A 13923-nucleotide genomic window follows, 5' to 3' on the forward strand; every position below is an offset into this window, starting at 1 on the left:
TAACCTCTTTTTTAAATTGGTCTCCTCTGTCTTTGAAATTTTTAAAAGACAGATAGCTTGGAGACGCTGGAGAAAGCAAGCAAATTTTTTCTGGACTTGTAATTTTAAAACATTGTTGGACGCAATCGTTCATATTTTTTATTTGTTTTTTTTCAGGCAAACTGCATTTTTTGTCAGACTTTTGATAAATTTTTTTTAAACTTTTCCAAATATTTTTGTCTGAATTTTTAAAAAAAATTATATTTTTAATTTCAGCTTTTAAAATATTTTTTACTAATCCATCAAAATTATATCCCCTGTCCAAACCGCCTAAAATAATAGTATCTATATTTCCGCGACCTAAAGTTTTTATGGCTTCAATCGTTGACTCAGGAGTAACAGAAGCTGAATCATTATAAAAACAGATTTTTTTAAATTTTCCAATATTTTCTAAACGATGTTCAAGCGCTTTAAAGTTAAGAACAGCTTTTTTTATTATTTTTGCGTCAATCTTTAAAATTTTTGCGATTATTGCCGCGGCTAAAATATTTTCTTTATTATGCGCGCCTTTTAATTTTAAAGAATTAAGAGAAAATATTTTTTTGCTGTTTAGCGTTAAATAATTGTCTTTGCTTATGTAATTTGTTTTATTATTATATGGATAAAGAATATTTTTTTTATTTTTTTCTAAAAAATTTTTTATTTTTTTAAATTTAGCGTTATAAACCGCTTTTGTTTTTCGCGAAAAAATATTTGTTTTTGCTTTAAAGTATTTTTCTAAATCACCGTGATAATCCAGATGATCTGGGAAAAAAGAAGTAAAAATAGAAATATAAGGAGCTTTTTTCAAATCTTCAAGCTGATAACTTGAAAGCTCTATAACAAAATAAGAATCTTTGCTGTCGCGCTTCAAATAATCAAAAACGGGATTGCCGATATTTCCGCATAAATAGGTTTTGAATTTTGCTTTTTTCAAAATATCATAAATAAGCGAAGCTGTTGTGCTTTTCCCTTTTGTGCCTGTAATGCCAATAACTTTTCCTTTAATATTTTCAAGAAACAAATTAGTCGCTGATGTTATGATTGAGCCAGCTTTTTTTGCTTTTTGAATTTCTTTTATTTTTGCAACGTTAATCCCGGGAGATTTAATAATTACTTCAGCGCTTTTTAAGCAATCCAAATAATTTTTTCCTAAACAAAATTGAATATTCTTGTCTTTTAAAATTATTTTTGGAATAGACTTTTTAAAATCAGTAAAATTTTTTTTATCAGCGACAATAATTTGCTTTTCTTTATCCAAACTTCTTAAAAATTTAAGAACAGAAAGACCTTCCAGACCAAATCCTAAAATCACTATTTTTTTTTGCATTATTTTTTTTAATTCCATTTTTTTATAAAATAACTATTTTTAAATTCTTGTTTTTTAATAATAAAAGATAATGCTTTTTTTACTTCTTTTGGCGTTCCAACGCATTCTAACGGCTTGTGATTTTTTTTGCCCAAAAGTTCTAAAAAAGTATTTTCTAATTTTGGATCGTTAAGCAAATCTTTATTAAAAATTTTTAACAGTTTTTTTTTAGAAATAAAAGCTCCGATTATTAAAAATACAAAAGCGCATTTTGGGCAGCTACCGCACCATAAATTAAATTTGGGCCTCTTTTTTTTGTCTTGTTTAAAATTAGCATTGCAACTTGAAAAATATTTAAAATATTTTGGATATCGCGAGAATAATTCAGCTATTTCTATTTCATCCATCTTTCTTAATAAGCTAAAATATTTTATATCATCTGTTATAAATTTGCTTAAATATTTTGAAAAATCTTTTTCAAATTCCCAACTTTTGGAATATTGGTGGTTAACCATCAGCCCTTTGTATAATATATTTCCATAATTAGCGCTTTTTTCATTTGACATAACAACATTTTTAAATCCAAAAAGTCCGGCAGCAAAAATTTCCACAAAAGCGTAATAAGCTGAAACAGGAATATGTCCGCTATAAGCTTTTGGTAATTTTTTTAATCGCGAATAAATTATCCTTTTTACGATGATTGTTTGCTTTTTAGCGATTTTTGCCGTATTTATTTGAGGTTTTGAATCTCCAATATAAAATAAAGCAAAATCTTTTTTTTGTTTTTTTAAAATTTTTGAAGAAACAATTGAGTCTTTGCCTCCGCCCCAGCACAAAAGATTTGATTTTAGTTTTTTTAATTTTATTAAATTTGTTTTAAAATTTTTATAAGGAAATTCAGGAGCCATTTTTTCTGGGTCTAATTTATTTTCAAAATAAAATTGTCCCATTCCTTTATAATATAGTTTATTCCAAAATTTTGCCTGTTCTTTATTAATTTTTCCTGATTTTATTATGATTTCTTTTGGGCAATATGTTTTCCAATAGCTTAATCCGCATGCCAAATGAATATTAAATAAAAGTTTATTAATAAAATCTTTTTTCTCTCTCAGCCTATTTTTACTTAATTTTTTAATTGGAAAAAACAAAATTTCTTTAAATTTAATTTTTTCGTTAATTGAATAATTAAAAACAGCCTTTCCTGCGTTAAAATCAAAATCATAATTTTCAAATATAAATTTTTTATGTTTCATATATTTTTTTTATAACAGAATTTGCCTCTTTTTTAGCAGTTTCAATATTTTGCTGAGAAACAGAAAAAGATGTGTTAATAATTTTTGCTCCGTTGCTGTTATTAATTACAAATCGCACTTTAATGTCTCCTGTTTGTTTTTTAAAAATTTTTTTTAGTTTCACTAAATTTTGTTTTTTTATAAACTGCGGAATTTTAATGTCAACAAATTTATTATATTGATGTTGCGTGTTTTTGTCGCTGACATTTAAGCTTTCTGATTTTTTTTGATAATAAAAATTATTTTCATGCCCATTTCCATTATAATTTGATTTATTCAAACCAAAAAAAACAGAATTTATATTATCCAAATTTAATTCAGAAACAGATTCAACGATCAATTTTGGCACACCGTCTTTGTCAGATAGCCTTCCTTTTGCCATTATAATTTTTTCTTCCTCCCATAATTCTTTATATTCTAAAAAAATTTTAGGAAAAATCAAAAGCTCTAAATTGCTTGTTGTGTCTTCAATTTTAATAAACAGCATTGTTTCCCCGTTTTTTGTAAAAATTTTTTGAATTTTAGAAATAATTCCAGAAATAATAATTTTTTGCTTATTGCTTGCGTTGATTTTATTAATTTCAGCCAATGATGTTGCTTTCCCTTTTAAAGCCGAAACAAATTTAGAAAAAGGATGATCGCTTATATAAAGACCTAAAAGCTCTTTTTCCCAGCTTAATTTTTCATTTTTGCTTATTTTTTCATTGTCGTTTATGTTTTCTAATTTTAAAGTCGCCTTGTAGGGATTAGAAAGCATTCCTAACAAATTTCCTTGTTTATTATTCGATTCTTCTCTATTCTGCCTTACGAATGAAAGAATTTTTTCTACATTAAAGAGCAATTTGCTTCTTTCATCAAAATGATCAAACGCCCCGCATTTTATTAAGCTTTCCAAGGATTTTTTGTTAAGATTTTTGTCTTTAATCCTTATTAAAAAATTTATTAAATTTTTAAACTCGCCTGACTTTTTTCTTTCTTTTATAACTTTTTCAACAATATTTCCGCCAACATTTTTTATTGTTAGCAATCCAAATCGTATCTGCCCTATTTTGTTTTTGTTATCTGCTAATAAAGGAACAACAGTAAAATGCTTAAAACTTTCATTAATATCAGGAGGTAGAACTTCTATCCCGATTTTTTGGCATTCTTGAACATCAATTGCTATTTTGTCAACATCGCCTTCGTTGGAAGATAACAGCGCGGCCATAAATTCTACTGGATAATTTGCTTTTAAATAAGCTGTTTGATAACCGATTAAACCATAACAAGCGGCGTGGCTTCTGTTAAAACCATATTCCGCGAATTTTTCCATATCAGAAAAAGTGTCTCTCGCGAGTTTTTCATTAAGATTGTTTTTAATACATCCTTGAACAAATTCGTTTTTCATTTTAGCCATTAAAGACGCTATTTTTTTCCCCATTGCTTTTCTCAAAGTATCAGCTTGCCCTCCTGTAAATCCAGCCATATCTTTTGAAAGCTGCATTACCTGCTCCTGATAAACAATCACGCCATAAGTATTTTTTAAAGAGTTTTCCATAATAGGATGTTTAAAAACAACTTTTTTCTTTCCGTGTTTTCTATCTATAAATTCGTCAATCATTCCTGAATTCAAAGGACCTGGACGATAAAGCGCGACCATTGCTATAACATCTTCAAAAACAGACGGTTTAAGTAATTTTAAATATCTCCGCATCCCCGAACTTTCGAATTGAAAAATGCCTGTTGTGTCGCCTTTCGCGAATAGCGAAAAAACATTTTTGTCATCTAATGGGATGTCGTCAATGTTAATTTCAATATTTTTTGTATTGAGAATAATTTTCAGTGCGTTTTCAATAATTGTTAAATTTCTTAAGCCTAAAAAATCCATTTTCAATAATCCCAAATTATCCATCATTTTTCCGGAATATTGCGAGACGATTGTTCTATCTCCACTGGACGCGTATTGCAAGGGGACATTTTGGTCTAATGGATCTTTTGTGATAAGCACGGCGCAAGCGTGCGTGGAAGCGTGGCGCGCCACTCCTTCTAATTTAATGGCGGTATCTAAAATTTTTTTCGCGGCATTTTCATTTGCGTAAATTTCTCTTAGTTCAGCTACTTCTTCAATGGCTTTTTTTAGCTGAGTAAACATAGGAACCATTTTTGCCAATTTGTCGCAATAATTGTAATTAAAATCCAGAACTCTGCCAACATCGCGAATAGCGGCCTTTGCTGCCATTGTTCCAAAAGTAATAATCTGCGAAACCCTGTCGCGCCCGTATTTGTTTTCAACATAATGAATAACCTCATCTCGGCGAGTATCAGCAAAATCCAAATCAATGTCAGGCATAGAAATTCTATCTGGATTTAAAAATCGTTCAAACATTAAGTCGTATTTTAAAGGATCAATATTTGTAATTCCAGTTAAATACGCGATTAAACTTCCAGCCGCCGAACCTCTGCCAGGACCGACTACAATTTTTTGATTTTTAGCCCAATTCACAAAATCCTGCACAATCAGAAAATAAGACGAAAATCCTGTTTTATTAATAACGCCTAATTCATAGTTTAATCTGTTTAAAATTTTTTTTCTAAATTCATCATAATCATTCGGCCTGTTTTTGTTTCCATCGTTAAAATATTCAGGGTAGCGTTTTTCAAATCCTTTTTTACACAAACTTTTTAAATATTCCTCATCTGTTTGTTTATTTGGAACATCAAATTTTGGCAAATTGATTTTTCCCAGTTCAATTTTTAAATTGCATTTTTTAGCAACTTCTTCCGTGTTTTTAACAACATCTTTAAGATCATAAAAAAGCTCCAACATCTCTTTTTCGTTTTTAAAACTGCAATCCATCCCCATCATATTCATTCTGTCTTCGTCTTTTTTTTTCTTTTTCATTTGCAAACATAAAAGCACATCTTGCGCTTCTTCGTCTTCAATATTTAAATAGTGAACATCATTTGTCGCGACAACAGAAATTCCCATTTCTTTCCCTATTTTTATTATTCCTTTATTTGCTTTTTCTTGATTTTCAATATTTGGATGCCTTTGAACTTCTAAATAAAAATCATCGCCAAACAGATTTAAGTATTTTTTAACAACATCTTTTGCTTTGTCAACTCCTTGATTTATTACTGCTTGCGGAATTTCACCTTGCAAGCAAGCTGAAAGACAAATAAGCCCTTCATTATATTTTCGCAAAATTTCCCAGTCAATTCTTGGCTTGTAATAATAACCTTCTAAATGCGCTAATGTCGTGAGTTTTAACAAATTATGATATCCTGTTCCATTTTTCGCCAATAAAACTAAATGCCTGCGAATTTGTTTTGTCCTGTCCAATCTTGAACCGTCAACTAAATAAGCCTCGACGCCTATAATCGGCTTGATGCCCGCTTTAACGGCTTTTTGATAAAATTCAATAGCTCCATACATAACGCCATGATCAGTCAGCGCAACAGAATCCATATTATATTCTTTGGTTTTTGCTATTAAATCGTCTATTTTTATCAAGCCGTCCAGCAAGCTGTAATGGCTATGGACATGCAGGTGGGTAAATTTCATAAAATATATATAAAAAATTTAAAACTAATAAATAGAAAGTTTTAAGTTTTGAATTGTTTTTTTGCATTTTGCATTTTGAACTTTGAATTTTATTTATATATTAAAGTATTTTTGAATTATTAGCAATTATTTTTATTCTAATAATCTTTCTATTTTTTTTATTTGTTTTTTCCAGCTGAATTCTTGCTTCACTCTTTTTTCCCCGTTTTCGCCTAATTTTTCAGCAAAATTTTTATTATTTAATAATTTAATAACAGCATTGCTTATTTCATTTATGTTAATAGGATTGACTAACAGCCCTGTTTCATTATGGATAATCGCTTCAACAACTCCTCCAGACTTTCCTCCAATAACAGGCTTGCTAAAACAATTAGCTTCTAAAAAAACAATGCCAAAACCTTCAACATCTTCGTTTATCCGCCTGCATGGCATAATAAATAAATCGCATAAATCATACAATGCTTTAATTTCCTCATCCTTAGCGTTTGGAATAAAAATTATTTTATCATATACTGAAAATTCTACACTAAGTTTTACAAGTTTTTTTCTATAATACGCATCTCCGCCAGCCACTATATAAACAGCGTTTGCTACTTTCGATTTAATTTTTGGCATTGATTCTATTACCATATCAGCGCCTTTTCTCTCCACCATTCTGCCGATTGTAAGAATGATTTTTTTGTTTTCTAAATTGTATTTTTTAATTAAATAGTTTTTTCTTTTTTCATCAGCCAACGGTTTAAAATAAGGGCAAGGATAAACAGTTGTTATTTTATTTTTTTTTATTCCTAATTTTGTTAATTCTTGTTTTGTGAAATTGCTATTAGCTGTAATATATTTCGCGTTTTTTAATATTTTTTTTAACAAATAATTTTTTCTTTTTGATTTTTGCGCGGATAATATGTCAAAACTATGCGTTAAAACAATATAATTAAAATTCATTATTTTTGATAAAATCATAGCAACGGTTCCTAATGGCAAAACCTGTCCGACTAAAACTGTTTTTATTTTTTCTTTTCTAATTATTTTATACAAATGCCAAAAAGAAAAAAACCATTTTGGCCATATTAGCAAATTTGTTAAAAGATTTGCGCGATATATTTTGTAAGATTTTTTATCTTCGCCTGCTTTATCATCTCTGATTGTTAAAATAACAATTTTGTCTGATGGTAGATACTCGCATATTTTTCTATAATAATTTGCGACCCCGCCTAAATTCGGCGGAAAATCAATTGTAAATAAAAGCGTTTTATTCATATTTTTTTATACCAATAGAAATTAAAATTTTTTTAAGATCGTTTTTTGAAAAGCCTTTTATTAAATACAAAAATCCAAAATAAAATACTGCTGACAAAGGAATAATAAACAGCCAATTAATATATTGCTTTAAAAAAATAATTCCAACAGCCATTATAGACGCGCTAATAATGTTCTGAACAAATTTTGTGCTCAGTAATTTTTTATCATAGGCAATAACTTGTCGCGCGTAATACATTCCCAAGCCAAGCATTAAAAATTGACTAACAACAGAAGCAATAGCGGCCCCAGCTAAATTTATTTTTGGAATTAAAATCAAATTTAAAATAACATTGACAACCATAGCAATTCCCATATTCGCGGTATTTCTTTTTTGTCTGTTGGAAGCGTTCAAAAGCGAACCAACGGGAAAATAGAGAAACACAAACACCAAAGCAACCATTAAAAGCTGAAGCGGAAGTATTGAATTTAAAAATTCGTTGCCGTAAATTGTTGTTATAATTTCTTTTGCCAGCGCGATAACTCCAAAACAAATTGGAACAGAAATAATAGTTAAATATATTATCGATTTTTCAAAAGTTGTTTTTAATTTTTCCTTTGAATGTTCAAAATAACTGCTCATTGCCGGATAAATTGACGCCACAAACGCCGCTGGAATAAATTGCAAAGAAAAAACTAATTTATTTGCCACTCCATACCAGCCAACATAAATATCACCCGCAAGCCTTGAAAGAAGCACAGTGTCAATATGAGTATAAACTCTGTTGAAAATGCCTGCTAGCATAAACGGGAAAGAAGCAATTAACAAAATTTTCGCGAATTGTTTGTTAATTGAAAATTTTAATTTTATTTTCGCGACGCGAATAGCCAGACTAAAAGAATAAACAGCGTTTAAAAAACTGGACAAAACAAGAACGCCAATAAGCATCGCTATTGATTTTGTGGTAAAAAGTATTATTCCTCCTAAAATTACGGTTAAAATTTGATAGCAAATAATTCCGATTGCTTCATATTTTAATATTTGCCAAGACCTTAAAATCGCGTAAAAAGTCAGAGTAAAAGAATCAAAAAACATTACAGCGCTTGCTATATAAACTAATTTTTTGATATAAGCGTCGTATCCTAAAAAATTTATGACAATCGCAATCATTGACATTGTTAAAATACTAAAAACCAATTTTAGAGTTATAATTGAATTAAAATAGTTTTTTGCTTTTTCTTTATATTTAGCGACTTCCCTGATTAAAATCGGCGTAAGTCCTGCATCAATAAAAACTGAAAAAATAGTTGTAAAAGAAAGCGCGAAAAAATATTTTCCAATTATCTCAGGCCCTACGTTTCTGGCAATTAAAGCAATATAAACAAAAGCCAATATTTTTTGAAAAATAAAAGCAAAAGTTATGTAAGCTGTATTTTTGGCAATAGACATAATATAAACTCAAAATGCAAAAATCAAAATAATTATATAAAATAAAAATAAAAAAATTATCTTAAATTTTATTTTATTATACTATAATTTTTAAATATAACATAAAAAAATATTTAAAAAATAAAAACGCGTATTGTCGCGTCTTTATTTAAATACAAATTTGTAAAAATTAATCATCACTATTTTTTTTCATCTGTTTGTTCCGTTGGCTTTTCTTCAGCTTTTTCATCTTTTTTGTCTTCGTCTTTTGTTTTTTCTGAATCAGCCTCTTCTTTTTCTCCCTTCTCTTTTTTTTCTATTCTTGGCTTAGAAACACTTGCTATGGCAATGTCTGGATTTCCTAATATTTCAATAGTCTCAGAAATTTTTAAGTCTTTAATATGAATAACATCATCAAAGCTTTTTAGCGCGGTTAAGTCAACTTTTATTTCGCTTATCAAATCTTTTGGTAAACATTTAATTTCAACTTCTTTTATTTTTGCAACTAAAGTTCCCCCAAGCTCTTTAACGGCTTTTGGCTCTCCAATGAAATTTAATTCCACGCTGGCCGTAAGTTTTTGCCCATATTTAATTTTATAAAAATCAATATGATCTATCTTCCCGCTTACAACATTGCGAAATATTTGATGAATAAGAACAGGAATTTCTTGATCATTAATTTTAAGATTAATTAAAGTGCTGTTTCCTGCTTTTTCATAAATTTTTTCAAAAGGGATATATTTTGCTGTTAAATTTGTAGGCTTTATTCCTTGGCCATAAATAACAGCTGGAATTTTACCATTCTCTCTTATTTGGCTAACTTTTTTTCCAACTATTTCCCTTTTTTCAACTTTTAAAGATTCCATAAAAAATAAGTTATTATTTAATCATTTCAACAAAGTTAATGGTTTTATCCTCTAACATTTGATGAATATCTAAAACATCGTCTTCGCTAACCCCATCTCCTTTTCTAAATTTCGCGACTTCTGATTTTTGCAAATCAGTCGCGAAGCTAACAACGCTAATTCCCATTGGACTAAAATTCACAATCCCGATTAAACTAACAGAACATTTTTTACAGCTAATATAAACAAGGGAATCATTATCGCTATCTTCAATAACAGACATTTCCAAATAATCCTGCTTGCTTCCGCAAATAGGACATTTTGGCATAAAATGCTTGTCTAAATTATTGGTTGGAAATAAAGGATTAAACATAAATATAAATACAATATAACACAAATAATAATTCAGTCAAGATAAAATTAAGCATTATCCAAAAAAAACAGAATAATCCCGACAACGGCGCTTACTCCGCTGATTACCCAAAAACGCATCACAATGGTTGCTTCAGCCCACCCTTTTGCTTCTAAGTGATGATGAATGGGGCTGGAAATAAACAATTTTTTTCCTGTTGTTTTTCTATACCCCCATTGAGTTAAAACTGAACAAGTTTCCATTACAAAAACCAAGCCAATAATAGGCAAAAGCAAAGCGTAATTTGTAAGCATTGCGACAATCCCAAGAGTGACGCCCAAACTCATCGCACCTGTGTCACCCATAAAAAATTTTGCCGGACTAATATTAAACCATAAAAAAGCTAATAAAGCGCCGATAATTGCTCCGCAAAAAGCAGCTAATTCAAAACGGCCTTGCATAAAAGCAATCGCGCCATAAGTGGCAAAAGACGAAAGAAGGATTCCTCCAGCTAATCCGTCTAACCCATCAGTCAGATTAACAGAATGACTTGTTGCCACAATCACGAAAATGAAAATTGGAATATACCAAATGCCTATGTCAAAACTTCCATAAAAAGGAATATGTAAAGTGCTCCATTCTAACTTAAAATAAAACCACCAAGCTCCGACAATAGCGATAAAAGCGTAAATAAACAAACGATGCCGCATTCGCAATCCGCCTCCATTAGGGCCTATTTTTTTTATATTAAATAAGTCGTCAAACATTCCTACAATAGCTGATGCGACAAGCGCTCCTAATGGCAAGAGTGTCTGCTTTTGTGTTAAAAAATCTAAATTTTCAAATATGCCTATTCCGCTAAAAATTTTATTCAAATAAAAAAATAACAAAGAGATAAATAAAACTGTTCCCCAAATCAAAATTCCTCCCATTGTGGGTATTCCCTGTTTTTTTTTATGCAATTTAAAAAAAATCGGAGCGCTTTTTTCATCGCGGATTTTTTTGCCCATTTTATATTTTCTTAACATTTTTAATAAAAAAGGCATCCAAAAAAGCGCTATCAAAAATGAAAGTGTGGTTATTATAAAGATTTTTACGGCATAAAATTCCAGCATATTTTTTGTTATTCCGTATATTAAATTTGTCATTCTGGAAAATTTTTGAACGACAGTAAAAAAATTTATCCAAAATCTGCAATATTAAATCACAATTTGAGAAAAAGATTGCAGATCCTGAATCCCCGCCTGACGGCAGGCAGGAAGTTCAGGATGACAATGAAATAATTATTCAGCTTTTCTTTTTTTAAATAGAACAAATGGAGTTTTTAATAAAATATATAGATCCAGTTTAATTGACCAATTTTCAATATAATAACTATCTAACCGCACCTCTTCGTCAAAATTCAGATCGCTTCGTCCGCTAACCTGTGCCATACCTGTAATTCCCGGCTTAATAGTTAAAATTTTTTTATGATGTTTTTTGTATTTCGCAACTTCTTCCGGCTCATGCGGACGTGGACCAACAAGGCTTATTTTGCCAATAAAAACATTAAAAAATTCAGGCAGTTCATCGATGCTGTATTTGCGGATAAATTTTCCCACTTTTGTCACGCGAGGATCGTTTTTATATTTTACCATAGGATTATTATTATTCCAACCTCTAATATCCTCAACAGTGCTTCTAAATTCAGAATTATAACGCATTTGATGCGCTTGCTTAATCATTGACCTAAATTTAAAATAAAAAAAAGGTTTTCCATATTGCCCTATTCTTTCATATCCAAAAAATATAGGGCCTTTAGAATTTAATTTAATCGCGATCGCGGTAATTAACATAACAGGTGAAAAAATAATAATCGCAAAAAAACTGCCAACAATATCAAAAATTCTTTTTAAAATTTTTCCCCAGCCGTCAAGAGGTGTTCTCTTCAGCTCAATAATCGGAACACCTGCTATATCTTGAACATCAACATTTACCGCTTGGGCTTCAAACAAATTTGGAACATATTTATAAACTATATTTTGTTCATTGCAAAAATTAACTAATTGCAAAGATTCTTCCTCGCTAATATTAGCGCATTGCAAAATTTCGTCAACCTTGTTGTCTTTAATAAAATTATTTATTCTTTTAATTAATTTTTCATTGCAATTATTAAATGTTTTGATTACCCTGCATCCAAAAGAGCTATTATTTTTAAGCAAGCGAATAATGTTTTTAGTTGTTTTATCGTCTCCTATAACTAACAGGTTATTAACTCCTATGCCTTTTTTAAAAAAATATTGCCTGATTAAACGAATAAAAAATCTTCCAATGAAAACAAAAATAATGCTAAAAATCCAGCCTGCTAAAACAATAAATCTTGATGAAAATAGTTCTCTGCTGGCAAAAATAACAACCAATATTAACATCACGCCTCCCGAGCAAGCGCTAAAAATTTTGTAAAATTCATCAATAAAACGGCGGATCGGTTTTGTGGAATAAAGCCCTGAAAAAGCAAAAATTATCATCCACGATAGCGCGATAAAAAAAACAATATTAAAATAATATTGGAAAGAAAGATCAAAAATAACTGGACGCATTTCTTTTATAAAAGGAGTAAAGCGTAAAAAATAAGCCGCTAAAGCAGCCAAAATCAGCATTATAAAATCAACTGGGACTAATATTGCTGTAAAAACTAATTCAGACTTTTTCATATTAATAAAAACTGAAAACTAAAAAATTATAATTTTATATATAAGAATCGAGAGCGTTGTTTACACTTTTTGAAAAATTTTTCTTGGTTGTCGTTCTGGAAAGTATAATTTCTCGACGAGCTTGCGAGTCGTAAGAAATTAACTTATCCGGAATTTACGCTATATATAACCACGAATCAACTAAGATTCTGGATTCCGGATAAATGATTTTCTAAAAGCTCGCAGGCTCGCTTAGAAAATCTATTTTCTGGAATGACAAAAAGTGTAAACAATCTGTAATTTCAAAATAATTTTTATGAAATCCTAACCGTCCTAATAATCATAATTATCCTAATAATCCTAATTTATAATAATTCAGGCAAGCTATAAGCCGGATTTTGTAATTGATAGCAATCTATCTAGGGCTAATGTTGCCACTAGCCTCAAGCGACTCTTTCCGTCATAAAGACGGAACACGGTCTTGCACTAAGCAGGGTTTACCATTCTCAGATGTCGCCATCTGGAAAAGACTGTAGCACATCCATAAAGGATGGGAACCAGCCAACTTTTCACCTTTCTCCCACAAGTGGGATAGTATAGTCTCTGCGGCACTTTCCCTAAGGTTGCCCTTGGTCGCTGTTAGCGACTGCTTTTGACGATTTTGGAAAAACCAAAAAAGAGTGTCCGGACTTTCCTCTCAATACTAAATTAGTAAAAAGTAGCTATCCGCTCACCTGAATTATTAATATAATAGCAGAAAATAAAGAATTTTGTCAATAAAAGAGAACGCTTTAATACTCAAACACTTTAACACACAAACATTTTAACATTTAAACATTTATAAAAAATGTTGAATAAAAAAAAGAGATGAATGGGGATGTTTTAGATCCATTTATCTCGTAATAATTGGCTGTTAGTCAGATTGCTTTCGCGACTTTTCCTCCTTGCATCGCATCCCAGCGGTATCGTAGGCATTTTTTTGGAATTGATAAGAATTACTATAAATATAACACATAAATAGATTTTTGTCTTTTTGGGCTAAATTTTGTTATTTTTTACTGACTTTTGCTTATTTTCTAGCAAAATAAAGGAATTTATATTTGAATAAGTTCACATACATCCTGGACTCCAAAAAGTCTAAAAATGTATGCAAATAGGATTTAAATATAAATATTGCGCTGGTTTTGGAAGATTGTATAATTATGGATTAAAACATTATCCTAATT

General features: G+C 29.9%; 9 protein-coding genes and 1 other RNA gene. All 10 read right to left on the reverse strand.

Annotated features, from left to right (window positions below; genetic code table 11):
• The coding region (gene murD / locus U9O55_02365; protein MEA2088658.1) for a UDP-N-acetylmuramoyl-L-alanine--D-glutamate ligase at positions 1 to 1366 on the reverse strand (1366 nt) is incomplete at its 3' end.
• Entirely contained in the window at positions 1357 to 2580 is a 1224-nt protein-coding gene (locus U9O55_02370) for a hypothetical protein (protein ID MEA2088659.1), read from the reverse strand. The genes murD and U9O55_02370, both read right to left, overlap by 10 nt.
• Positions 2570 to 6163: a DNA polymerase III subunit alpha gene (locus tag U9O55_02375; protein MEA2088660.1), complete on the reverse strand. Its 3594-nt coding sequence runs from the start codon at positions 6161 to 6163 to the stop codon at positions 2570 to 2572. The genes U9O55_02370 and U9O55_02375 overlap by 11 nt, the downstream gene beginning before the upstream one ends.
• Before the next feature lie 132 nt (positions 6164 to 6295).
• Positions 6296 to 7420, reverse strand: a complete 1125-nt coding sequence (locus U9O55_02380) for a glycosyltransferase family 4 protein (protein ID MEA2088661.1) — start codon at positions 7418 to 7420, stop codon at positions 6296 to 6298.
• Complete coding sequence (locus U9O55_02385) at positions 7413 to 8849, reverse strand: flippase (GenBank protein MEA2088662.1); 1437 nt, start codon at positions 8847 to 8849, stop codon at positions 7413 to 7415. The genes U9O55_02380 and U9O55_02385 overlap by 8 nt, the downstream gene beginning before the upstream one ends.
• A gap of 179 nt (positions 8850 to 9028) precedes the next feature.
• Positions 9029 to 9694, reverse strand: a complete 666-nt coding sequence (locus U9O55_02390; GenBank protein MEA2088663.1) for a 50S ribosomal protein L25 — start codon at positions 9692 to 9694, stop codon at positions 9029 to 9031.
• Between the two features lie 13 nt (positions 9695 to 9707).
• Complete coding sequence (locus tag U9O55_02395) at positions 9708 to 10046, reverse strand: hypothetical protein (protein MEA2088664.1); 339 nt, start codon at positions 10044 to 10046, stop codon at positions 9708 to 9710.
• 47 nt (positions 10047 to 10093) lie between these two features.
• Complete coding sequence (gene mraY / locus U9O55_02400) at positions 10094 to 11173, reverse strand: phospho-N-acetylmuramoyl-pentapeptide-transferase (protein MEA2088665.1); 1080 nt, start codon at positions 11171 to 11173, stop codon at positions 10094 to 10096.
• A gap of 135 nt (positions 11174 to 11308) precedes the next feature.
• Positions 11309 to 12718, reverse strand: a complete 1410-nt coding sequence (locus U9O55_02405) for a sugar transferase (protein MEA2088666.1) — start codon at positions 12716 to 12718, stop codon at positions 11309 to 11311.
• A gap of 350 nt (positions 12719 to 13068) precedes the next feature.
• Positions 13069 to 13435: RNase P RNA component class A (gene rnpB / locus U9O55_02410), an RNA gene on the reverse strand.
• Between the last annotated feature and the right edge of the window lie 488 nt (positions 13436 to 13923).

The organism is Patescibacteria group bacterium (assembly GCA_034660655.1).
Lineage (GTDB): Bacteria > Patescibacteriota > Patescibacteriia > JAACEG01 > JAACEG01 > JAACEG01.